Source organism: Streptomyces sp. NBC_01244 (assembly GCF_035987325.1).
GTDB lineage: Bacteria > Actinomycetota > Actinomycetes > Streptomycetales > Streptomycetaceae > Streptomyces.
Genome location: NZ_CP108488.1, coordinates 6,603,860 through 6,627,100, shown reverse-complemented (window position 1 = coordinate 6,627,100; position 23,241 = coordinate 6,603,860). Strand labels below are relative to the sequence as shown.

General features: G+C 71.6%; 19 protein-coding genes. 6 read left to right on the top strand and 13 right to left on the bottom strand.

Translation table 11 applies throughout. From position 1 onward, the window contains the following. Window positions 1–32: 32 nt before the first annotated feature. Complete coding sequence (locus OG247_RS29905) at window positions 33–1,454, top strand: cytosine permease (RefSeq protein ID WP_327255110.1); 1,422 nt, start codon at window positions 33–35, stop codon at window positions 1,452–1,454. A gap of 93 nt (window positions 1,455–1,547) precedes the next feature. Next, window positions 1,548–1,700 (top strand): hypothetical protein, encoded by a 153-nt coding sequence (locus tag OG247_RS29900; protein WP_327255109.1) that lies wholly within the window; start codon window positions 1,548–1,550, stop codon window positions 1,698–1,700. 92 nt (window positions 1,701–1,792) lie between these two features. Here OG247_RS29900 and OG247_RS29895 read toward each other — a convergent pair whose 3' ends face one another. The 4 genes from OG247_RS29895 to OG247_RS29880 form a co-directional block, all read right to left on the bottom strand. Further along, complete coding sequence (locus OG247_RS29895; RefSeq protein WP_327255108.1) at window positions 1,793–2,881, bottom strand: branched-chain amino acid aminotransferase; 1,089 nt, start codon at window positions 2,879–2,881, stop codon at window positions 1,793–1,795. Between the two features lie 231 nt (window positions 2,882–3,112). Then, window positions 3,113–4,153: a 3-isopropylmalate dehydrogenase gene (locus tag OG247_RS29890; protein ID WP_327255107.1), complete on the bottom strand. Its 1,041-nt coding sequence runs from the start codon at window positions 4,151–4,153 to the stop codon at window positions 3,113–3,115. Window positions 4,154–4,291: 138 nt separating this feature from the next. Continuing rightward, window positions 4,292–4,426: a hypothetical protein gene (locus OG247_RS29885; RefSeq protein WP_266904135.1), complete on the bottom strand. Its 135-nt coding sequence runs from the start codon at window positions 4,424–4,426 to the stop codon at window positions 4,292–4,294. Between the two features lie 260 nt (window positions 4,427–4,686). Further along, window positions 4,687–5,598 carry a LysR family transcriptional regulator gene (locus OG247_RS29880; RefSeq protein ID WP_327255106.1) on the bottom strand — a complete coding sequence of 304 codons (912 nt, stop codon included), beginning with the start codon at window positions 5,596–5,598 and terminating at the stop codon, window positions 4,687–4,689. A gap of 70 nt (window positions 5,599–5,668) precedes the next feature. Between OG247_RS29880 and OG247_RS29875 the strand changes: the two genes are divergently transcribed. After that, a complete protein-coding gene (locus OG247_RS29875) occupies window positions 5,669–6,700 on the top strand; it encodes an NADP-dependent oxidoreductase (protein WP_327255105.1) in 1,032 nt (343 codons plus the stop codon). A gap of 119 nt (window positions 6,701–6,819) precedes the next feature. Next, complete coding sequence (locus OG247_RS29870; protein WP_327255104.1) at window positions 6,820–8,850, top strand: phosphocholine-specific phospholipase C; 2,031 nt, start codon at window positions 6,820–6,822, stop codon at window positions 8,848–8,850. Window positions 8,851–8,959: 109 nt separating this feature from the next. Here OG247_RS29870 and OG247_RS29865 read toward each other — a convergent pair whose 3' ends face one another. From OG247_RS29865 to OG247_RS29845, 5 genes are all read right to left on the bottom strand, one after another. After that, a complete protein-coding gene (locus OG247_RS29865; protein WP_327255103.1) occupies window positions 8,960–9,208 on the bottom strand; it encodes a DUF6406 domain-containing protein in 249 nt (82 codons plus the stop codon). A gap of 4 nt (window positions 9,209–9,212) precedes the next feature. Further along, a complete protein-coding gene (locus tag OG247_RS29860; protein WP_327255102.1) occupies window positions 9,213–11,366 on the bottom strand; it encodes a hypothetical protein in 2,154 nt (717 codons plus the stop codon). Then, a complete protein-coding gene (locus OG247_RS29855; RefSeq protein ID WP_327255101.1) occupies window positions 11,363–14,395 on the bottom strand; it encodes an ATP-binding protein in 3,033 nt (1,010 codons plus the stop codon). Before OG247_RS29855 ends, OG247_RS29860 begins: the two co-directional genes overlap by 4 nt. Continuing rightward, complete coding sequence (locus tag OG247_RS29850; protein ID WP_327255100.1) at window positions 14,392–16,272, bottom strand: hypothetical protein; 1,881 nt, start codon at window positions 16,270–16,272, stop codon at window positions 14,392–14,394. Before OG247_RS29850 ends, OG247_RS29855 begins: the two co-directional genes overlap by 4 nt. Before the next feature lie 161 nt (window positions 16,273–16,433). Next, window positions 16,434–17,003: a GNAT family N-acetyltransferase gene (locus OG247_RS29845; RefSeq protein ID WP_327255099.1), complete on the bottom strand. Its 570-nt coding sequence runs from the start codon at window positions 17,001–17,003 to the stop codon at window positions 16,434–16,436. Between the two features lie 129 nt (window positions 17,004–17,132). Between OG247_RS29845 and OG247_RS29840 the strand changes: the two genes are divergently transcribed. Then, window positions 17,133–17,834, top strand: coding sequence for a nitroreductase family protein (locus tag OG247_RS29840; protein ID WP_327255098.1), 702 nt, complete (start codon window positions 17,133–17,135; stop codon window positions 17,832–17,834). On the opposite strand, the gene OG247_RS29835 is transcribed toward OG247_RS29840, so the two are convergent. From OG247_RS29835 to OG247_RS29820, 4 genes are all read right to left on the bottom strand, one after another. Further along, entirely contained in the window at window positions 17,831–18,025 is a 195-nt protein-coding gene (locus OG247_RS29835; RefSeq protein ID WP_327255097.1) for a hypothetical protein, read from the bottom strand. The two genes, OG247_RS29840 and OG247_RS29835, sit on opposite strands and share 4 nt — an antisense overlap. Continuing rightward, the gene (locus OG247_RS29830; protein WP_327255096.1) at window positions 18,025–18,903 is read right to left on the bottom strand and encodes a hypothetical protein; all 879 of its coding nucleotides are present in this window, start codon (window positions 18,901–18,903) and stop codon (window positions 18,025–18,027) included. Before OG247_RS29830 ends, OG247_RS29835 begins: the two co-directional genes overlap by 1 nt. Window positions 18,904–19,153: 250 nt before the next feature. Beyond that, window positions 19,154–20,785 (bottom strand): L-glutamate gamma-semialdehyde dehydrogenase, encoded by a 1,632-nt coding sequence (gene pruA, locus OG247_RS29825; RefSeq protein ID WP_327255095.1) that lies wholly within the window; start codon window positions 20,783–20,785, stop codon window positions 19,154–19,156. Window positions 20,786–20,818: 33 nt separating this feature from the next. Further along, entirely contained in the window at window positions 20,819–21,745 is a 927-nt protein-coding gene (locus OG247_RS29820) for a proline dehydrogenase family protein (RefSeq protein WP_327255094.1), read from the bottom strand. Window positions 21,746–21,946: 201 nt separating this feature from the next. Here OG247_RS29820 and OG247_RS29815 point away from each other — a divergent pair, with 201 nt between their 5' ends. Continuing rightward, window positions 21,947–23,200: a PucR family transcriptional regulator gene (locus tag OG247_RS29815; RefSeq protein ID WP_327255093.1), complete on the top strand. Its 1,254-nt coding sequence runs from the start codon at window positions 21,947–21,949 to the stop codon at window positions 23,198–23,200. The last annotated feature ends 41 nt before the right edge of the window (window positions 23,201–23,241 follow it).

Here is a 23,241-nt window from a genome sequence, read left to right as displayed (position 1 = left end):
GCCACCCCCCGCCCTGCCAAGGGAGTCCCCCCATGCCCATCGAACAGCGCGGAGTCGACACCATCCCGGAGGAGGAACGGACCAGCGGTCCCCGTGACCTGATGTCGATCCTCCTCGGCTCCAATCTCTGCCTCGGTGTGATCGTCTTCGGCTGGCTGCCCCCGTCCTTCGGACTGGGTCTGTGGCCGTCGGTCACCGCCATCGTGACCGGCACCCTCGTCGGCATCGCCTTCACCGCGCCGCTGGCGCTCGTCTCCCTGCGCACGGGGACCAACCTGTCCACCTCCAGCGGCGCCCAGTTCGGTGTCCGCGGCCGGCTCGTCGGCTCGGTGGTCGGCCTGCTGCTCTCCCTCGGCTACACCGCGCTGACCCTGTGGATAGGCGGCGACGTGATGGTCGGCGCCCTGTCCCGGCTCACCGGGCTGCCTGACACCGGCCTCTCCCGTGCCGTGATGTACGGCGTGCTCGCCGCGTGCACCGTGGTGGCGGCCGTCTTCGGCTACCGGCTGCTGCTGCGCATGAGCAAGGTGCTCTCCATCGGCATGGTGCTGCTGCTGGCCGTCGGCGTGTTCGCCTACGCCCCCGACTTCACCAGCGCCGCCCCGCCCGACACCGCGTACCTGCTCGGCTCCTTCTGGCCGACCTGGCTGCTCGCCGCCGTCGCGGCCGGGCTCAGCGGGCCCGTCGCCTTCATCACCCTGCTCGGCGACTACACCCGCTACATCTCCCCGCGCAGGCACAGCTCCCGCAAGGTGCTCTGGTCCACCGGGCTCGGCCTGCTCATCGGGCTGCTGATCCCGCAGCTCTTCGGCACCTACACCGCGCTCGCCGCCCGGGCGGGCGCCGAGTACGCCGGTCCGCTGGTCGACGCCGCGCCGTTCTGGTATTTGGTTCCGCTGCTGGTCGCGGCCGGAGCCGGATCGGTCGGCAACGCCGGGCTGATGCTCTACTCCATGGGCCTCGACCTCGACGCCATCGTCCCCAAGGCCACCCGTACCACGGCCACCGTGATCGCCGCCGTCGTGGCCACCGCGTTCGTGTTCGTCGGCTCCTTCGAGTGGGACGTCCAGGCCGCGATGACCTCGTTCGTGCTGCTGCTGACCGCGATCGGCACCCCGTGGGCCGTGATCACCCTCATCGGCTACGTCCGCTGCCGCGGGCACTACGACGCCGAGGCCCTCCAGGTGTTCAACCGGCGCGCCAAGGGCGGCGTCTACTGGTTCCGCGGCGGCTGGAACATCCCCGCCACCCTCTCCTGGGCCGTCGGCGCGGGCGTCGGCCTGCTCGCCGTGACCACCCCGTTCTACGAGGGCCCGCTGCTGGCCCTGACCGGCGGCGTGGACTGCTCCTTCGTCCTCTCCGGCCTGACCGGCGGCCTGGTCTACGCGGCCCTGACCGCCCGCACGGCCCCCGCCCCGGCAGCGGAGGCCGTCGAGGAGCCCGTGGCCGCCTGAGCCGGCGATCAACCGTTCGGCCCGCGGTGGCGTCTACCGGTACAGCGGTGGCCGCACAGGACACGGTCGCCACCAACGACACGGGGAGGCGTCGTGGAAGAACTCGCATACGTGGCGGGAAAAATCGTCAAGGGAGTCGCGGGCCTGGCCTACGCCTTCGGTGACGCCCTGGTGGGCCTCGGCCCGGAGGGGACGAACCAGGAGCGCAAGAAGAAGCGCGAGGGCGAGGAAGACGAGAAGGGCTGACCACCCGCCTCCCGCCGCCCCTCACATCCGAAAACCCGAAGGCCCCCCGCGTATCGCACGGGGGGCCTTCGGGCCGTTCGGGGCAGGACGGACTAGCCGAGCGGGTGCATCCAGCCGTGGGTGTCGGCCTTGTGGCCGGTCTGGAGGTCCAGGAGGGCCTTGCGGAGCTTCATGGTGACCTCGCCGGGCTCGCCGTCGCCCTGGGTCCAGTTGGCGCGCTCCGACTTGACGGAGCCGACCGGGGTGATCACGGCGGCCGTGCCGCAGGCGAAGACCTCGGTCAGGGTGCCGTTCTCGTTGTCGCGCTTCCAGTCCTCGGTGGTGATGCGGCCCTCCTCGGCCGTGTAGCCGAGGTCGCGGGCGATGGTGAGGAGGGAGTCGCGGGTGATGCCGGGGAGGAGCGAGCCGGTGAGCTCGGGGGTGACGATCCGGTCGCCGTACACGAAGTACAGGTTCATCCCGCCCATCTCCTCGATCCAGCGGTGCTCGACGGCGTCGAGCCAGACCACCTGGTCGCAGCCGTGCTCGGCGGCCTGGGCCTGCGCGACGAGCGACGCCGCGTAGTTGCCGCCGGTCTTGGCCGCGCCGGTGCCGCCCTTGGCGGCGCGGACGTACTCCTCGGAGAGCCAGACGGAGACGGGCTTGACGCCCCCGGGGAAGTAGGCGCCGGCGGGCGAGGCGATCACGATGAAGAGGAACTCGTTCGCCGGGCGGACACCGAGACCGACCTCGGTGGCGAACATGAAGGGCCGCAGGTAGAGCGAGGCCTCGCCGGAGTCCGGCACCCAGGCGCGGTCCTGCTTGATGAGCGCGTCACAGGCGGCGATGAACAGCTCGGCCGGCAGCTCCGGCATCGCCATCCGGCGGGCGGAGGACTGGAAGCGCTCTGCGTTGGCCTGCGGACGGAAGGTGGCGACGGTGCCGTCGGGCTGCTTGTACGCCTTGAGCCCCTCGAAGATCGTCTGCGCGTAGTGCAGGGTCATGTTCGCCGGGTCCATCGACAGCGGCGCGTACGGGACCAGCTCGGCGTCGTGCCAGCCGCGGCCCTCGGTCCACTTGACCGTCACCATGTGGTCGGTGAAGTGGCGGCCGAAGCCGGGGCTCGTCAGGATCGCGTCGCGCTCCGCGGCGGACAGGGGGTTCGAGGAGGGCTTCAGCTCGATCGTGGGCGTCGTCGTCATGAGTGCTTGTCCTTCACCGGTTTTGTAGGGCGGACCGCGCTCACGACGTACTAGGACGTCCGAGCTTCCCCGTATTCCGCGGCCTCGCGTTCGATTATCGCGCGGGAGGAGGCTTCGGTGAAACGGGGTGAATGCGGCCCAGGGGAGATGGTGGCACCCGGGGCCGCACAGGAAAAGCCGCCGGGTGCGGTGGTCGCGACCCGGCGGCTTCCTGAAGGTGGGGCTACCGGGTCAGCCGGCTACTCGCGCGGCGAGGGCGTCGCCGATGGCGTCGGTGGAGCGGAAGGTGCCGTCGCGCTCGGCCAGGTCGGCGGAGACCGCGTCCTCGATGCGGACGGCCTGGGCCTCGTAGCCGAGGTGGCGCAGCAGGAGGGCGACCGAGAGGATCGTCGCGGTCGGGTCGGCCTTGCCGGTGCCCGCGATGTCCGGGGCGGAGCCGTGGACGGGCTCGAACATGGACGGGAAGGCGCCGGTCGGGTTGATGTTGCCCGAGGCGGCCAGGCCGATTCCGCCGGTCACGGCGGCGGCCAGGTCGGTGAGGATGTCACCGAAGAGGTTGTCCGTGACGATGACGTCGAAGCGCTCCGGCTGGGTGACGAAGAAGATCGTCGCGGCGTCGACGTGCAGGTAGTCGGTGGTGACCTCGGGGTACTCCTGGCCGACCTTGTCGAAGATGTTCTTCCACAGGTGACCGGCGTAGACGAGGACGTTGTTCTTGTGGACCAGCGTCAGCTTCTTGCGCGGGCGGCCGTTGGCACGCTCGTACGCGTCACGGACCACGCGCTCGACGCCGTAGGCCGTGTTGAGGCTGACCTCGGTGGCCACCTCGGCCGGGGTGCCGGTGCGCAGGCTGCCGCCGTTGCCGGTGTACGGGCCTTCGGTGCCCTCGCGGACCACGACGAAGTCGATCTCCGGACGGCCGGCGAGCGGGGTGGCCGTGTTGGGGAAGAGCTTCGACGGGCGCAGGTTGATGAAGTGGTCGAAGGCGAAGCGGAGCTTCAGCAGCAGACCGCGCTCCAGGACGCCCGACGGGACCGAGGGGTCGCCGATGGCGCCCAGCAGGATCGCGTCGTGGTGCTTGAGGGCCTCGAGCTCCGCGTCCGGGAGGGTTTCACCGGTGCGGTGCCAGCGCTGGGCGCCGAGGTCGTATTCCTTGGTCTCCAGCTTCACATCCTGGGGCAGGACCGCGGTAAGGACCTTGAGGCCCTGCGCCACGACTTCCTGGCCGATGCCATCACCGGGGATCACTGCGAGATTGATGCTGGTCGACATGGTGGAACCGTACTCCTTGTCCCACCCCTCAGACATATTGCGTCCACGATGCGGACGCAATATGTCTCGGGCCGGGGAACGCTCAGCGGCAGGTCAGGGGCCGGGCCCGCAGGGGGCCGGCGGGCTGGTCCCCGGCGGTCAGTGACCGGTCGAGCCGCCGTTGTCGCGGCGGTCCAGCGCGCGCTGGAGGGCGGCGGCGGCGTTCTTGCGGTCGGCGTCGGCGGCGGCGGAGCGGCGGACGCGGCGGGCGGTGGTGGAGGGGGTGTGCGTCATGGTGATCGACTCCTTGAGATCACGGCGTGGCGGGGCCACGGATGAGGGGTTCCTTCAAGGCGCCGGAAGAGGCGGGGAGCGGTGCGCGGCAGGGGTTGCCTGCCATGGGGCGCGCGCTCTCGACCGCCATTCGCCGGATCGGCGAGACGTTCGGCTTCTACAACGTAGGCCAGCTCCCGCTGTATGTCTCCGCAATTACTCGGACTTCCTACTATCTGAGACGCGAAACCTCCCGGAAGTCTCCTTTCCAGGCTCCGGTTTCAGCCGCTTGCGGTGCGAAGTTCCCTGATCAGAGCCCGTACGGCGAGAGTGGCGGCGGATTCCGGTGTGGTGACGTACCCCACGCGCCTCACCGGCCCCTGCGGACCCAAACCGGTGACCTCGACGGCTCCGGTCACCTCCCGGAGGGACAGCTCGGGCATGATCGCCATACCGAGCCCCCGGCCGACCATGGTCAGCACCATCGCGTCGTCCTCCGCCTTGACGGTCGCTCGCGGGATCCAGTCCTGCGCCAGCCACCACGTGCGGGTGTGGGAGCCGCAGTTCTCGTCCCAGTCCATCAGGGGCAGCGCCCTCGGATCGGGATGTCCCGCCGGGTGCACCAGGGCGTACGCCTCCTCCACGAGCATCCCGCTCAGCAGACCGGGCGGCAGGCCCCGCGCAACGCCCAGCGTCGCGATGCCGAGGTCCGCACGGCCCGCGGCCACCTCCCCGGCCGCACCGGCGCCGAGCTCGCGCACCACCCGGACCTCGGGGCGCAGCCCCGGGTGGCGGGCGGTGAGTCGCTCCAGGACGGGGGGCAGCAGGTGCAGGGCCGCGCTGCGGAACGCGGCGATCCGCAGCACGCCGTCCAGTGCCGCCGGGTCCGCGGCCCGGCCCGCGCCGCGCGCCTCCGAGCCCATGACCTCGTAGAGCCGCAGGATCCGGCGGGCGTGCCCGACGGCCCGCTCCCCCGCCGGGGTGGGCGAGGCGCCGGTCCGGCCGCGCTCGAAGAGCACCGCGCCGAGCTTGGCCTCGCTGCCGCGCACCGAGTGCGAGACGGCCGACTGGGTGAGGCCGAGCGAGACGGCCGCGGAGGAGAAGCCGCCGCTCTCGGCGACGGCCACCAGCACCCGCAGTTCCTGCGGGAGGAGCTCGGCCACGGGGGCCTCACCTCGTTCTATGAGCGTCATTCATGGACGTGTGGCTTCCATGAGCCAAACCCCCTGCCCGGCTCGGCGATTCCCTCCTAGCGTCCTCGCCATGACCACGAACAGCACCGGCACCGCTTACGCCGTCCACCAGATCGCCCGGCCGGCCGGCTTCCCCGCCGCCTCCGACTTCGCCTACGTCCAAAGCCCCGTCCCCGAGCCGGGGCCCGGCACCACCCTGGTGGAGAACCTGCTGCTGTCGGTGGACCCGTACCACCGCGGACTGATGGACGGCGGCGAGGACGGCTTCGCACTCGGCACCCCGCTGGAAGGGCGCTCGGTGGGCCGGGTCCTCGCCTCGCGCGACCCGGGCCTCGCGGAGGGCGACCTGGTCTTCCACCGCGAGGGCTGGCGCACCCACGCCCTCGTCACCCTGGGCGCCGGCGGCACCCGCAAGCTGCGCGGCCACGAGGGCGTCCCGCTGGAGGCGTACCTCTCCATCCTCGGCGGCACCGGCCTGACCGCGTACGCCGCCCTGACCCGCACCGCGGCCCTGCGCGAGGGCGAGGACCTCTTCGTCTCGGCCGCGGCGGGCGGGGTCGGCACGGCCACCGGGCACATCGCCCGGCTGCTCGGCGCCCGCCGGATCATCGGCAGCGCCGGTTCGGCGGCGAAGGTCCGCCACCTCACCGGGGTCCTCGGCTTCGACGCGGCCTTCGACTACCACGACGGGCCGGTCGGCGAGCAGCTCGCGCAGGCCGCGGCCGCCACCGGGGGCGGCATCGACGTCTACGTGGACAACGTCGGCGGGGACCACCTGGAGGGGGCCATCGACGTGCTGCGCGAGTACGGACGGATCGCCTGGGTCGGCGGGATCTCGATGTACAACGGCGACCGCTCCCCCGCCGCGCCCCGCAATCTCTTCGAGGTCGTACACAAGTCTCTGCGCCTGGAAGGGGTATTGGTTCGCAATCACACCAATCTGCAGGACGAGCTGGAGGACTTCCTCGTCCCTCATCTGCGCAGCGGCCGGATCGGCACCGACACCACCGTTGTCCAGGGGTTTGATCACACGGTGGACGCTTTCCGGGGCATGCTCCGGGGCGACAATCTGGGAAAAATGCTCGTACGCGTCGATGTCTGAATCCAGCTATCCCGATGTTCACCGACTTCTTACCGCACGGATGTAGACCTTTGGCGCGGCTACCGCCACTCTTGCCGTCAATGTGCCAGCGGGGCACTTGAGTTGGAGGCGAGCAGCCAGTGACACCTATCAGCCGCAGAGGATTCGTGGGAATCGGCGCCGGGCTGATGGCAGGGGCGACCCTGCCCGCGATCGCGCCGACCTCGGCGGCCGCGGCCACCGCGTCCGGCACGATCACCGACGTGAAGCACGTGGTGATCCTGATGCAGGAGAACCGCAGCTTCGACCACTACTTCGGCAAGCTGAAGGGTGTCCGCGGTTTCGGCGACCGCGCGGCCGGCAACATCCCGGGCGGCTGGGGCATGTTCAACCAGCCCAACTGGGGCGGCCGGCAGTACCCGTGGAAGCTCAGCTCCACCCCGCCGGTGGGCGGCGTCGACGGTGAGACCCTCGCCCAGTGCAACGGCGACCTCCCGCACAGCTGGACCTCGCAGCACGCGGCCTGGAACAAGGGCCGCATGGACAACTTCGTCACCGGCGTCGGCAACACCCGCACCCTCGGGTACCTCGACCGCGGCGACATCCCGTTCCACTACGGCCTCGCCGACAACTACACGATCTGCGACGCCTACTTCTGCTCCACCCTGAGCGCGACCGGCCCCAACCGCACCTTCCTGTGGAGCGGCAAGATCGACGCGGGCAGCAAGGACGGCGGCGACGAGTCCGGGCTGACCTGGGAGACGTACGCGGAGGCCCTCCAGCGGGCCGGCATGAGCTGGAAGGTGTACCAGAACGCCCAGGACAACTACGGGGACAACGGCCTCGCCTACTTCAAGAAGTTCACGGACGCCGCCCCCGGCAACCCCCTGTGGGACCGCGGCATGGGCTCCGTCCCCAAGGTCACCGGCTCCACCCCCGACGACATCGCCGCCGCCATCCGCGCGGACGTCGTCGCCGGCACCCTCCCCCAGGTCTCCTGGGTGGTGGCGAACGAGGCCTTCTCCGAACACCCGTACGCCCCGCCCGGCGACGGCGCGCACTTCGTGGACCTGGTCTACCGCGCGCTCTCGGCGAACCCGGAGGTCTTCGACTCCACCGCCCTCTTCCTCAACTACGACGAGAACGACGGCTTCTTCGACCACGTCCCGCCGCCCGTCGCCCCGCCCGGCACCGCCGGCGAGTACATCGACGGCGTCCCGATCGGGCTCGGCTTCCGCGTCCCGATGATCGTGATGTCCCCGTGGACCCGCGGCGGCTGGGTGAGCTCCGAGGTCTTCGACCACACCTCCGTGCTGCGCTTCATGGAGAAGTGGACGGCCGCGCTCGGCACCCCCGCGAACTGTCCGAACATCAGCGCGTGGCGCCGCAAGGTCACCGGCGACCTGACGGGCGTCTTCGACTTCGCGCACCCGGTCTACGGGGTTCCCGCCGGCCTCCCCTCCACGGCCAAGGTCATCGGCCAGGCCACCTGCGGCCCGCTCCCCAACCCGGTGCCGCAGGACAACGCGCAGCCGGTGCAGGAGGCCGGGACCCGGCCCGCGCGAGCCCTTCCGTACCAGGTCAACGGGAACCTGGACCGATTCGAGTTCGGGTCGGGCGGCAAGATCCTCGCCTGGTTCTCGATGACGAACGCGGGCGCCGAGGCGAAGCAGGCGGCGCACTTCTCGATCCACCCGCACCAGCACCGGGACACGGCCGCCTGGCAGTACACGGTGGACGTCGGCGCCACGTCGACGGACTACTTCAACATCGGTACGGGCTCCGGCTCCGGCAAGTACGACATCTCGATGTACGGGCCGAACCGCTTCCTGCGGCGCTTCATCGGCGACGCGTCGAAGGCGGGCAAGTCGATCGAGGTCGCCTCCCGCTTCGCGGTGGAGCCGGGCACCGGCAAGACGGCGCTCTACCTCAAGATGACCAACGCCTCGGCCTCGCCGGTCACCTTCACCATCCGCGCGAACGCCTACCGCACGGACGGCCCGTGGACGTACACGGTGCCGGCGAACTCCTCGCGCGAGGACTACTTCAACGCCGTCGCCTACCACAACGGCTGGTACGACTTCACGGTCCTCGCCGACTCCGACGGCACCTGGTCGCGCCGCTACACGGGCCACATCGAGACGGGCGCCCCGAGCATCTCGGGGTCCTAGCGGCTTGCCGTTGACGGCACCGGGCGCTGCCGCGGGGAACGGGACGCACATACGTTGCCCGGACCCCGCGGTGCGCGGTGGGTTCCACCGCCGTGCGGTGCTCGGACCGCTACTCGACCCTGCGGATGAACACCCGCCAATTGCCGGCGGGGTCTTCCACACGGTCGAGCACCCACGTTTCGTCCCGGACCGAGAAGGTGTCACCTGGTTCGAGGGTGTACCGGTGCTCTTCGCCGTCGTCGAAACCGAGGCGGACCGTCAGAGGAAGGCCGGGACGGGCATCCACATCGATCACGTCGAACAAGGCGATGGAAGTCCGTGTCGGCGCACCGCGTCTGATGGAGACCTCAGATGCCATGTGGTCACTCCAAAGTGGAATACTGCGGCCGGATGTTGGCCCTGAACTGTGCGAGCGTCAAAGGCTCGGGGTGGTTGATGCCCAAGGGGTTGTGCAGGTGGAACCTTCCCCTGTCGTCCACTTCGGTCACCTCGTATGCGTGTTCCCTCTTGAGATCGTTCTCCAGCGGGTGGTTGATCTCCCTGGGGTGATGGGTACCGACCAGCACCGGCTTCCCGTCGGCGAGCCGCTGCCGGATGTCACCGATGAGCTGCGCGTCCGGACTGCGTCCACGGCGGTCGTACTGTTCGGGGAAGTCCATCACGACGGCAGGCTCGCCGGTGAGCTGAGTGAGCAGTTCGGCACGGTCTCTTGCGCTGCTCCCCTTTTCGAGCCGGACGTAGCCCTCCGTCGTTTCGGGCGCGTCGGCAATTTGATGCTTCTCGGCCCACTGGGCACGGCGCTGCCGGTCCCACCCGTGGTCGCCTCCGACCGCGATCGCCTTCTCCATGATGGGTGCCCACGCCGTTCCGCCGTCCGCGGAGGCGGCGAAGGCAGGTTTGCCGGGGTCGGCATCGAATACGGGAAGCTCGGGTGTCACCGTGAACTTGAACTCACGTCCTGTGGGCAGGAACCTGTCGCCCGGGGCTTCGGCCACCCCGTGCAGCTTGACCGCGTAGTTGCCGTCCTCGGTCTCTGACACCAATCCGCGTATCGCTTCGGGGCGATGGGCGGCGACTGCGCCGAACGTGGCGATGATGCCGCAATCCTGAATGCTTCCCTGCTTCGCCTGCTCGCGTACGGGATCACCGTCGAAGAGCGGTATCCGCGTGCCATCGGCGCGGTCGAGAGGAGTGCCGTAGCGGTCGGGAACATGCTCCCGGGCCAGGGTCGGATCCTGGAAGGCCGGGCGGTCGGCCGTGAGCGCCAGATGCTCGCCGACGCCCGCCTCCGGTCCCCTACCCGTGAGCTGCCTCAGTCTGTCCATGACTCCACCCTCGACCGGCTCGCGGTCGGGCCCGGGTGTTTCGGAATCCGCCCCTGGTTCCGCCGGTTCCGCGGGAGCATCCGCCGGGCTCGCTTCGTCCGCGAATCCCCGAGCCGTTGCGTCAGCGCGGGAATCGAAGGAAGCGGCGGCTGTGGCCCCTTCCAGGGCGTTCACCGCTTGTCCCACGATCTCCGCGGCGGTCTCGGTCGCGACGACCGCGAGCTTGCCCACGCCTTCGGCGGCCTTCGCCACGGTCTCGGCGGTTTCGTCGACAGGTGAAGCCTGGTCGTCCGTTCCCTCTACGGCGGCTCCCTCTTCGGGGTCCTGATCCTGCGCGTCGCTCTGCTCGGGCACGCCCGCCCGGTCGGACGGGGCGGCCTCGTCCGGTGCCCCGTCTGTGGCTTCGCCCCGCTCGGGACGGTCGGACCCGTCCGGTGATTCCTCGGGCGGGACGTCCCCGGGCGGGTCGACGGGCCGGCCGTCCTCCGGTGCCCGGGCGTCTGGTTCCGCTTCCCGTTCGGGCTCCTTTTCGGCCTGCGGTTCGCGGACGCGCTCGGCTTCGGGTTCCGGGGCAGCCACGGGTTCCGGGACGGCGTCGGGTTCGGGTTGGGTTTCCGGCTCGGGCTCGGGCTCCGGCTCCGGCTCCGGCTCGGGCTCGGGTTCCGGCTCCGGCTCCGGCTCGGGCTCGGGTTCCGGCTCCGGCTCCGGCTCGGGTTCCGGCTCCGGCTCCGGCTCGGGTTCCGGCTCCGGCTCCGGCTCCGGCTCGGGTTCCGGCTCCGGCTCCGGGGCGTCCGAGGTCGGTTCGTCGGGGGCGGGCTCCTGCGGGGTGGGGGAATCCGGGTTCTCAGGTGGGGCGTCGGGGGCCGCGGGGGCGTCCGGGGCGCTCTCCTCGGCCGACGGCGGCTCGGGCTCCGGCTGGTCGGCCTGCGCCTGTGTCTCCTGCATGCCGGGGTTGCCGTCCACCGGCTGGTCCGTGGCGGGGGCGGGCAGGTCGTCCGGTTCGGGCTCGGGTTCGGGTTCGGGCTCGGCGGTTTCGGCGTCCGGGTCCTCCTGGGCGGTGTCCTGGGTCCCGGTGTCCTCGGTCCCCGCCTCATCCGTCTCGTCCCCGTCCCGGGGAGCCTGCGCGTCCGCCGGCGGTGGTGGGGGCGGTGGAGGGGGTGGTGCGTCGGTCGCGCCGCCGAGCTCGCTCATGCGCGGGTCTCCCTTCCCTCGGCGCAGACCATCGCCACGCGTACCGCCGCTTGTGCCACCACCGCGTTCAGCAGCGGCCCGTCCGAGCAGGCCAGTGCGAAGGCCCGTGCGACGTGCTCCCGCGTCGTGCCGCCCGTCACCGCCGCCACCGCGTCCCGCAGGCCGCTGCGGTCCACGTCACCGACCCTGGCGTGGACCTTCTCCGGCCCGTAGCCGGGCAGGGCGTGGACCTGGAGGCGGTGGTCGGCCCCGGAGGTCCCGGTCAGGATCAGACCGCGGGCCGCCCATTGCGCCGCGTGCTCGGGGTAGCTGTGCGGGCCGTCCGGGTTCGCCTTCCGGGCCCGCGCGATGGACGAGATCACGTCCCGGAAGCGGAAGTTGGCGTACGTGTAGCGGCGCAGGTCCCCGTCCGGTGGCTCCACACCGCGCAGCGCGCAGGACAGTACCGCGTACAGCCGCCCCGCGAAGTCCGCCGGGTCGACCTCGTCCCGCATCAGGGACTCGCGCGCGCCGACGGCCCGTTCCACCACGTACACGAGGGTGCACTCCAGGTCGCGCTCGGGAAGCGCCGTCAGGGAGGAACGGACGGCCCCGCTCGGCTCGGGAGCGGCCATGCCCATCGCCTGGGCCATCGCGACCACTTCCACCCAGATCAGGTGGAGCGGTATCACCGAGCGGTGGTGGGAGTCGTTCATCGTGCGCAGGGTGCAGGGCTCACGGCGGCAGGAGGCCCCGCAGAGCGGGCTGCGGCTGGCCAGCAGGGGTGGCGCCGCCGATGCGTCCTTGGTGCTCTCGTCGTGTTCACCGTGCGGGATCGCCGTCAGCACGGGCCGGTCCATGCCGTCGGCGGCCACCGCGGCGCGTCCCGGGGGGAGGGCGACGACGTTCTCGCTCTGCTCCTGCTGGAGGTTCATGGTGGCGCCCACGGACCGGCGGTCGTCCTCCGCGGGCAGCCTGTGCATGATCTTCAGCGCGCTGTTCTTGATCACGTCGGGCAGGATCTTGCTGGGTATCTGTTCCACGATGACGACGCCCTCGCCGTACGCACGGATCTCGGCGAGGAGCGAGGCGAAGAGTTCGACGGCCGCGGCCGCGGGTCCGTCCTCGACGTTCTTGAGCAGCCGGTGCGCCTCCTCCACCACCAGGACGTGGCGCAGCGGGACGCCCCCCGCGCCGTGGTGGACCCTCAGGTGCTCGACGAGTCGGATCAGTACGGCGCCGATGAGGAAGGCCTTGTCCTGGTCGTTCGTGATCGATTCCAGTTCGAGGACCACGTTCCCGGACAACAGGCCGGCGATGTCCAGCGGATGACCGCCCTCGAAGAACCGGCCGGGGGTGCCCTCCCGCAGCGAGCCCATGCGGACGTCGACGAACCCCCTGACGTCGGCGGTGACCTCCTTGCCGTACCCGATCATCTCCACGACCTGCCGAGCGGTCGACTGGAGATCGCCGAGAGTGGGGCAGACCGCCGTCCGGGGCTCGTCGGGCTCGTCCAGCAGGTACTTCGGCTTGTGGGGCGGGCGCGGCTCGCCGGTGACGAGGTCCCACCCGGCCGCCGTGTAGCACTGGGACAAGGCCCGGGCCAGCACCTGGGGAAACGGCTCGTGTCCCTCGAACGCCGCCAGGAAGAGGGCCCGTACGAGGTCCACGTGGCTCTGGAGCGGGAATCCTGGTTCCGGCTCCAGCGGGTTGAGCGAAGCCGGCGGGACGTCCACGGACCCCGGCCGGATGACGGTGACCCGGCGCGCCGCCTCCGTACCGCCCGCCGTGGCGAGGCGTCCGGCCATGCGCGCGTACTCGGCCTTGGCCGGCTCGACCGCCAGCCAGGGGATCGGCCGTTCGTGTGTGGACAGGGCGGTGAGCAGGCTCCGTACCGTCTGGGACTTGCCCGACCCGGTGGCCCCGCAGACGAAGGCGTGCCGGTTGAGGGTCGAGCGCGACACGTGGAGCCGGCCCGCGGCGGACAGGGACTCGTCCAGGATGTCGCCGATCAGGAAGCCGTCCGCGGTCGCGGCCTCCCCCGGGTCGTCGGCGGTGACGTCGAAGCGGTTCGGGGTCACCGTACGGATGCCGGGCAGTTCGCGCTGCGGCGGCCTGGCGAGCGCCGCGACCAGCTCCGCGGTGGCGATGAACGGTGCGGCCCCCGGCGGTCCGGACCCGATGGCGGCGGGGGTGGACACGGCCAGCGCGTCCGCCAGGGGCAGGGGGCTGCGGGTCGGCACGAGGACGTACGGCAGGTCGTCCAGGTCACCCGCACCGCACAGCAGGGCCGCGGAGGCGAGCGCGGACTCGGGCCGCTCGGCACCGACCAGGACGCGTACGGTCCACACCCCGGTGGCGAGCGCCCGCGTCAGCTCGCGGTAGCGGGCCTCGGCCCGTTCGGCCGCCACCCGGTCGGCCTCGGAGTTCTCCCGCTGGCGCAGCCGGGGCAGTTGGACGGACAGCGCCGCGCGCTCCCGTTCCAGCCGCTCGTACGGGACGGGCTCGGCCAGCACCAGCCAGGCGAAGGTTTCCGGCAGGTGGGCCACGGAGTCGTCGAAGGAGCCGCGGCGCTCCGCCGGCAGGGCGCGCTCGTCGTCGCCCATCCGCAAGGCGTCGTGGGACCCGAGGCAGGGCAGCCAGTACGGCATCCGCCCGAACAGCGCGGCCGCCTCGCCCGCCGGGACGGCGCGGGCGGTCGCCCCCGGCGGATAGCTCAGGGGGTGCTCGTCCGCTGCGTGCGGCTCCTGCCCGGCGGGCGGGAAGTAGGGAGCTCCGCCCACGAGGAAGTGCATCGGCTGGTGGGCGCCCGGGCGGATCCACGCCGCGGCGAGCCCGACCGGGGGCCCGTCGTGCGGGTTCTGTGCCCCGAGGTGGCCGAGTACGGCATGGGCGGCCGTCACGGCCGCCGTGAGCTGCGCGGCGGTACGGTCCTCGGCGCGCGGGTCCTCCGGACGGCGGGGCACGGTGAGCAGCCGGTGGAAGCGGTAGGCGGCGAGGTCGGGGGGGCCGGCCGGGGGGCCGGGCGGGGCTCCGAACGCCCCGGTCACGTCAGGCTCGGGCGCGGTCGGGTCGACAGCCGGGGCAGGAAGTTGATTCCCGGATTGCAGTCCCCGAACACGACGCGGCGGCCGCCCGGGCCGGCCTCGACGAGCACCAGTCCGGTCACGGGAAGTGCCTGGAGCTGTGTGGGCTCGATGGTGAACTCGTAGACCCGGGTGAGGTTCTCGCCGGTCGTCGTCGAGCGGGCGGTCGAGGTGTTCGTCGAGTCCTGCCAGCTCCGGGACAGCGAGGTGGAGTACGAGCGGGAGCTCCCCCAGCTGGAGCCGGCCTTCCAGCCTCCGCCCCGGTTGAAGCCCTCCGTGTCCGACAGGCCGCGCTGGTGGCCGTAGCTGGTGCCGCGTCCCTCCGTGAGGGTCTCCCCGACCTGTCGGGTCAGCTGGTTCACGAGGAACTTGTGTTCCTGACCGATGAATTGCGCGGCGGCCTTCGCCTCCTCGCCGTTGCCCATGCGCATGAACACCGTCGCGCTGTCGGATCCGCCGGCGACCTGGACGGTGCCCTCCCTGAGGTGTTCCAGGAGGAAGACCAGCCGTACTCCCGCGGTACGGGCCTGCCGCGCCATGGTTTCGAGGGCTTCCCGGCCCAGGTGGTCCGCTCCGGCGACGACGAGCGTGCCCGAGCCTGGGGTGACGGCGCGCTTGCGCAGGGTGTGGAGCAGCTGGAAGAAGACGAAGCGGTCCGTCAGGTCCTTGCGGCGCTGGACCAGGTCCTCGGTCGTGACGACGGTCAGGCCACCGGGCCGCCACCAGCCCGGCGCGAGGGCCGGGGTGGCCACCGCCTCCGCCTTCGTGAGCAGCTCCGTCTGGGCCCGCACGTAGCGGAGCTCGTTCTGGACGCGTTCGCCCTGGCCCAGGAGGTCGACGGCCTGGGTGATCGCGTCGACCTCGGACAGGCTGAGGGCGCCGGGCCCCTGGGTGTCCACGTCGTACACGCGGAGCAGGACGCGCAGTCCGGCGGCGAGGCGGGCGAAGGTCACCGGGCCTTCCAGCCGGTCCGCCACGGTCTGGACCACGTCCACGTCGATGGTGTGGAGGTCGATGTCCGCGCCGGGCGGGCGCATGGACCCCAGCGCCTCGGCCAGGGCCTCCGCCAGTTCCTCGGAGGTGAACTCCTCGCGCAGGTCCAGGCCGAGCAGAGCCCCGGGCATGGGTACGTGATTGACGGCGACTCCGCGCCGGGCGGCGAGGCCGGCCAGCTCCAGGGCCACGGCCTGCTGGCTGAGGTCGAGGACCACCACCGACTGGCCGCCGCCGAGCAGGGGCCCGCCGAGCGTGGCGAGCAGGCTCGCCCAGCCGTTGCCCGTACCGCCGAAAACGTCGATCCGGCTGGGCTTGGAGGTGAGCGCGATCGGGAACCAGGTGTCGAGCGTCTCGTTCTGGCGAAGGTGCTGGGCGTTGTGGGCGTCGAGCCGCTGCCGCCAGGCGTTCGTGCGCGCCTCGTGGTCGCTCCGGGCCCGCTCCCTCGCGGAGGCCAGCCGGCGTTCGGCGGCCCGCAGCCTGGCCTGGGGCGAGGTCATGGCGAACACGACGAGGACGAGGGCGACCACGACGACCGCGGCTTGTACCCCGCCGGCCGCGAGCGCCGCGATGCCCGCGATCAGGATCGCGCAGCCGGAGCCGGAGGTCTTCCTGCCGCTCATGGTCCGCTCCTGAGCGGTGCGGACCTCGGCGTCGGAAGGGTCCTTGTACACGGGCGGGTTGCGGGCATCGCGGTGTGCCGGGGGCGCGGGAGGCTGGACGAACTCCCAGCCCCAGCGCTCGTCCCCGGTGAAGACGCGCAGCGCCAGCTCGGCGCCGGACTCGTCCTCCCGGTCCCCCGGACCACTCTCGTCCGCGAGCTCGGTCCCACCCTCGACAGCACTCATCACGACCCCCCGTTGAATGTCGGAGCATCGTGCCCGTCCCGGCGCGCCCGCCAGTGCCTGGATCCGGGGGCAGAGTGGTGTTTGACTCGAACTGAACTACAAACGACCAGAATTGACAGCCCGTCACATGATCGACTGAGAGGCGGCCCGCTATCCGGCCGCTACAGAACGTCCCCTTCGCGCCAGTCGAACCGAAGCGGCCCCGCGGTGGGATCGAGCAGCACCCCACCCCCGGCCGGCGCCCACACGTACGTCGACCCCTCCTCCTCGGGCAGCCGCTCGGGCCCGCCGGGCCCGAGGACCCCGATCTCCCCTCCCCACACCCGCCAGCCGCGGCCCGCGTACAGCCCGGCCCCGTCGGCGGAAGCGCTGAGTGCCCCGAGCACGTAGGCCCGCTCGACGATCCCCTCGAGCGCCTCCATCACCGTGCCGCCGAGCCCGCGCCGGCGCCGGTCAGCCCGCACCGCCACGGCCTCGACGTACCCGGTGCGCAGCGCCCGCCCCCGATGGAGCACCCTCCGCTGTACGACGCTCCCGTGCGCGACGAGCTCCCCGCCCTCGTGCACCAGCACGTGCATCCCGCCCAGCGCGTGCTCGAAGTCCTCGTCCCCGAAGTCCCCCTCGAAGGCTCCGTCGAGCAGCTCCCGCACCCGCCGCAGCTCCTCCCCGGCGAGCTGCGCGGTGTGCCGCAGCGAGACGTGCCGTCCGGCTTCCCTGCCCTCGTCACCCATCCCGGGACCGTACCAAGCGGGCTCCCCCACCCCTCGCATCCGGTATGCGGACATGAAATATCGCCCACCGGCCGGATTGGGCCGCCGCGACTCTGGCGGTCTGGACCATTGGCTCGGCAGACTCGCCCCATGTCTCCCGATACCCAGCAGTGGACCCCGATCCACGGCCAGCCGTACCGCCCCGCCTCCTACCGCCCCGAGCGGATGCCGACCGGGGAATCCCTCACGCGCGCCGCCGAGTTGCGCGAGCGGATGGACGGGCGCAGGACCGTACGCCACTTCTCCCCCGACCCGGTGCCCGAGCAGGTGGTCCGGGACGCCATCGCGTGCGCAGCGACCGCGCCCTCCGGTGCGCACCAGCAGCCGTGGACCTTCGTCCTCGTCAAGGACCCGGCCGTACGGGAGCAGATCCGCGCGGCCGCCGAGCAGGAGGAGCAGTTGTCCTACGACGGCCGGCTCGGCGACGAGTGGCTGGCGGCCCTGCGCCCCATCGGCACGGACGCCGTGAAGACCCACCTCACCGACGCCCCGGCCCTGATCGTGGTCTTCCAGCAGCGCTACTGGCTCGGCGAGGACGGCACGAAGCACAAGCACTACTACGTCGACGAGTCGGTCGGCATCGCGGTCGGCATGCTCCTGTCGGCCCTCCACCTCTCCGGCCTGGCCGCCCTGATCCACACGCCGAGCCCGATGCGCTTCCTCTCCCAGGTCCTGAACCGCCCGGAGAACGAGAAGGCCTTCGCGGTCATCCCGGTCGGCTACCCGTCCCCCGACTGCGAGGTCCCGGACCTGGTCCGCAAGTCCCTGGACCAGGTCCTGGTGGAGGTCTAGGGCCTGTCGTCACCCTCGGCGGGCGGCGCTTCCCGCCCGCCGAGCGCCCCGGCCAGCCGCATCCCGATCCGCACCCGGTCCTCGGCGCAGCACCCGTCCATGGCGGCCCGCACCTGCCGCAGGATCAGCCAGTCCCGCACCACTTTGGTCACGCCGAGCACGGCCGCCGTGACGATCGCCGCGGTCAGCATCAGCGCACCCGTCCCTTCAGGACCGGCCGCTGTTCGGCGCAACCACCCTGCCGGACGGTGACGACCGCGTCCCCGAGATGGAGTTGGCCGTACCGGGCCAGCTCCGCGTGGTCGGGCTCCTCGGTGCCCGCCAGGCTCGCCGGAACGGCCGTCAGTCCGCTGCGCACCAGACCGCGCGCCAGGTGATCGGCACTGACGGCACAGCACCATTCGATGACCACGCCCCTGCTGCCATGGGTGTACGTGTTCGCCCAGCCGTGCGCGGCACCGGCTTCGTTGACCAGGGAGTTCCTGCGCAGCAAGCGGCTGAGGAGCCAGTCCCGCGCCTCGCCCCAGCCATCGAGCGGACGATTGGTCTCGATGCCGTGCAGACGCCTCGGGTTGCGACGCCAGAGGTACGTCGTGTCGGCCTCGTCTTCCGGCAGGAACGGTGTCCACGCCGGATGGGGATGCCTCAGCCGGACCTCCGTGCCGTCGGCGAGTCCGGACAGTTGCCAGCGGCCCGGCTCTCCCGTCAGCCGCAGGCCGGCGACGCCCCGCATGCCGCCGTACCTCGTATCGATGCGCGGAAGCAGCTCCGCGACCACACGGTCCGCCGTGACCGGGTGGAGGTGCAGGATCAACCCGGCGCCGGTCGGTTCGGCCCGGGTGAACCCGAACAGTGCTCCGTCCACCTGTTCGTGGCGCAACCGGTCCGCGAGGACGAGGACGATCTGCGCTTCGAAGGCCCGCTGGCTCGCATCCACTGCGTCCGGCACCGGCTGGGCCCGCGTGATGATGCCTTCGGCGGCCCACCGGTGGCACACGTGGAGCGGGAGCCCGGTGGCCCGGCGGCAGATGGTGGCGACGCGGTGGCGGTTATCGGTGCGACTGGACATACGTCTCCCCGGGCGTCGTCCCGGCACGGACGCGTAGAGGTCTCGTATCTCCTGGCACTGCGGTCCACCCCGTACGGGAACTCGTGAGAGCCCTCGGCTCCCTCGGGAAGCCGGGCCCGAGTAATGGAGCGTGTCGCCGTACGCGACAACTCCGTTCAGGCTAGCACTGGTTGCCGCACCGGGAAATGGAAACCGCCCCCGCTCCGGACTTGGGGGTACCGGAGCGGGGGCGGGGTTCAGCGGGGCAGGGTCAGCCCATGTGGGGGTAGCCGTACTCGGTCGGCGCGACCAGGGTCTCCTTGATGGAGCGGGTCGAGGTCCAGCGCATCAGGTTCGATGCCGCGCCGGCCTTGTCGTTCGTGCCCGAGGCGCGGCCGCCGCCGAAGGGCTGCTGGCCGACGACGGCGCCGGTCGACTTGTCGTTGATGTAGAAGTTGCCCGCCGCGAAGCGGAGCTTCTCCATCGCGTCGGCCGCCGCGTAGCGGTCCTGGGCGATGACGGCGCCGGTCAGGGCGTACGCCGAGACGGACTCCATCTGCGCGAGCATCGCGTCGAACTCGGCGTCCTCGTAGACGTGGATCGCCAGGATCGGGCCGAAGTACTCGGTCGTGAAGACCTCGTTCGACGGGTCGGTGCACGCGATGACGGTCGGGCGGACGAAGTAGCCCTCCGAGTCGTCGTACGTGCCGCCCGCGACGATCTCGCAGGTCGGGTCCGCGATGGCGCGGTCGATCGCGGCCTTGTTCTTCGCGAAGGAGCGCTCGTCGATGACGGCTCCGACGAAGTTCGTCAGGTCGCGGACGTCGCCCATGGTGATGCCGTCGACCTCGGCCGCGAAGGCCTCCTTGAAGCCGTCGTTCCAGATCGAGGCCGGTACGTAGGCGCGCGAGGACGCCGAGCACTTCTGGCCCTGGTACTCGAAGGAGCCGCGGGTCAGGGCGGTCTTCAGGATCGCGCGGTCCGCGGACGGGTGCGCGACGACGAAGTCCTTGCCGCCGGTCTCGCCGACCAGGCGCGGGTAGGACTTGTACGTCTCGATGTTGGTGCCGACCGTCTTCCACAGGTACTGGAAGGTCTTGGTGGAACCGGTGAAGTGGATGCCCGCCAGCTCGGGGTGGGTCAGCGCCACGTCGGAGACGGCGATGCCGTCGCCCGTCACGAGGTTGATGACGCCCTTGGGCAGGCCGGCCTCCTCCAGCAGCTCCATCAGGAGGACCGCGGAGTGGGTCTGCGTCGGGGACGGCTTCCACACGACCACGTTGCCCATCAGGGCCGGGGCGGTCGGCAGGTTGCCCGCGATGGCCGTGAAGTTGAAGGGGGTGATCGCGTAGACGAAGCCCTCGAGCGGGCGGTGGTCGCTGCGGTTCCACACGCCGGCGGAGTTCGCGACCGGCTGCTCGGCCAGGATCTGGCGGGCGAAGTGGACGTTGAAGCGCCAGAAGTCGACGAGCTCGCACGGGGTGTCGATCTCGGCCTGCTGCGCGGTCTTCGACTGGCCCAGCATCGTGGACGCGGCCAGCTTCTCGCGCCACGGGCCCGACAGCAGCTCGGCGGCGCGCAGGATGATCGCGGCGCGGTCGTCGAAGGACATCGAGCGCCAGGCCGGGGCGGCGGCGAGGGCGGCGTCGACGGCCTCCTGGGCGTCGTCCCGGGTGGCGTTCGCGTAGGTACCGATGACGGACTTGTGGTCGTGCGGCTGCACGACGTCGAAGCGCTCGCCGCCGCCCATCCGCTTGACGCCGTTGATCGTCATCGGGAGGTCGATCGGGTTCTCGGACAGCTGCTTGAGCTGCGTTTCGAGGCGTGCGCGCTCCGGGGTGCCGGGGGCGTACGAGTGGACCGGCTCGTTGACCGGCACGGGGACCTGGGTTACAGCGTCCATGATGCGGGGTGCTCCTTGAGCTAGTGGGAGGGCCTAGTTCTTGGTGATCATCGAGCGGAGGAAGAAGAGCAGGTTGGCCGGCTTCTCCGCGAGGCGCCGCATGAAGTAGCCGTACCAGTCGGTCCCGTACGCCGTGTAGACGCGCATGCGGTGGCCCTCGGCGGCCAGCCGCAGGTGCTCCTCACCGCGGATGCCGTACAGCATCTGGAACTCGTACTCGTCCAGCTTGCGGCCCGCCTTGCGGGCGAGCTCCTGGCCGATGGCGATCAGGCGCGGGTCGTGGGACCCGATCATGGGGTAGCCCTCGCCCTCCATCAGGATCTTCAGGATGCGGACGTACGCCTTGTCGATCTCGGCCTTGTCCTGGTAGGCGACCTCGGCGGGCTCCTTGTAGGCGCCCTTCACGATGCGTACGCGGCTGCCGGCGGCGGCCAGGCGGCGGGCGTCGGCCTCGGTGCGGAACAGGTACGCCTGGATCACGCAGCCGGTCTGCGGGTACTCGCGGCGCAGCTCCTCGTGGATGGCGAACATCGAGTCGAGGGTGGTGTGGTCCTCTGCGTCCAGGGTCACGGTGGTGCCGATGGCGGCGGCGGCCTCGACGACCGGGCGGACGTTGGCGAGGGCGAGCTCGTGGCCCCCTTCCAGCGCCTGGCCGAACATGGACAGCTTCACCGACATCTCGACGGTCTCGCCGAGGCCCAGGTGGGCGAGCTGCTCGATGAGCTCGAGGTAGGCGTCACGCGCGGCGTGGGACTGCTCCACGGTGGTGATGTCCTCGCCGACGACGTCGAGGGTCACCTCCAGGCCCTTGCCCGTCAGGTCCTCGACGATCGGGATGACCTGGTCGACCGTCTCACCGGGGATGAACCGGTTCACCACGGGCTTGGTCACCGGGGCGGCAGAGACGATTCGGCGCATCTTGTCGCTGCGCGAGGCGGCGAGGATCGCGGGACCCAGCACGGGGTACCTCCAACGGGGGCGGGCAGAAGGAGACATTCAGCCCGCGCCGGGACGACGGAGGCCATAAGGAAAACGCAAGTAAAACCACCGTGAAACCTAGGGATCTCCCCGATCCTCTGCCATCGACAGCTGTCACGCATCCGTGGCCCGGATCTCATACATCTGTCTGAAGAGCGGCTGCGGGGGTGGGAGAATGTGCGGGTGAAGGGCGATTACCAGGACCTGGTGGACGAGATCTCGGCGCTGCTCGGCGCTCCGGCGACGCTGGAGAACCGCGACTTCCGGCTGATCGCCTTCGGCGCGCACGACAGCGACAGCTTCGACGGCGAGCTGGCCCTGGACCCCGTACGGACCCGCTCGATCATGACCCGCCAGTCGACGGCGGCCGTCCGGTCCTGGTTCGAGGGCTTCGGCATCGCCCGCGCCACCGGCCCGGTCAGGATCCCGGCCGCCCCGGACGCCGGAGTCTTCCGGGGGCGGATCTGCCTGCCGGTGCGCCACCGCGGGATCGTCCAGGGCTACGTATGGCTCCTCGACCAGGACCCCGGCCCCGACGCGGAGTCCCTGGCCGCCGCCATGGAGGTGGCCCAGCGGATCGGGCTGCTGCTCGCGGAGGAGGCCCGGGCGGGGGCCGACCTGTCCCGGGAGTTCCTCGCGGTGCTCACCGCCGGGCGCGGTTGGCAGCAGGACATGGCGGTGGCCGCGCTACGGGTGGCGCTCGGTCCGGGCGGCGAAGGACCGCACGCCGCGGTCTGCGTGAGCCCGTGGTCCGGCGAGGCCCCGGCTTCGGTCCCGGGGGCGGCGGCCGTCTGCGTGGTGCCCTGGCGGGGGGCCGGCGAGCAGGAACCCCACCCGGACGGCGGCGGCCCGGCGGGGCAGTCCCTCGCGATCCTGATCCGCCTGCGCGGCACGGACCCGCTGGCTCCGGCGCTCACGGCGATCTCCCGCCTGATGCCCCGCACGGGCGGCGGGACGGCCTCGGCGGCCGCGGCCGGCGCCAAGCCCGCCACCCCCGCGGCGGCCAACGGAGTGACCGCCGGGGTGACCGCCGGGGTGTCCGACCCCGTGCGGGCGCTCACGGCACTGCCCGCCGCCTGGCAGCAGGCCACCGCCGCCGCCCGGGCCGCCGCCGCGGGGCCGCGGCTCGGCCCGGTCGCGCAGTGGTCCGCGATCGGGCCCTACCGCATGCTGGCCTCCGTCGCCGAGGAAGCCCTCGACGACCCGGTGGCCCGCGCCCTGCGCGGCCCTGCCAACCCCGAACTGGCCCGGACCGCCGAGGTGTTCCTGGACTGCGCCGGCCAGGCGGGCCGCGCGGCGGCGGCCCTGGGCATCCACCGCCAGACCCTGTACTACCGCCTGTCCCGGGTGGAGCAGCTGACCGGCCTCGACCTGGACGAGGGCGAGGACCGCCTGCTCCTCCACATGGCCCTCAAGGCCGCCCGCCTGCACGGCTAGTTCGGCTTCCCGGTCGGGCGCCTGACCCCCTGCTCGGCCGG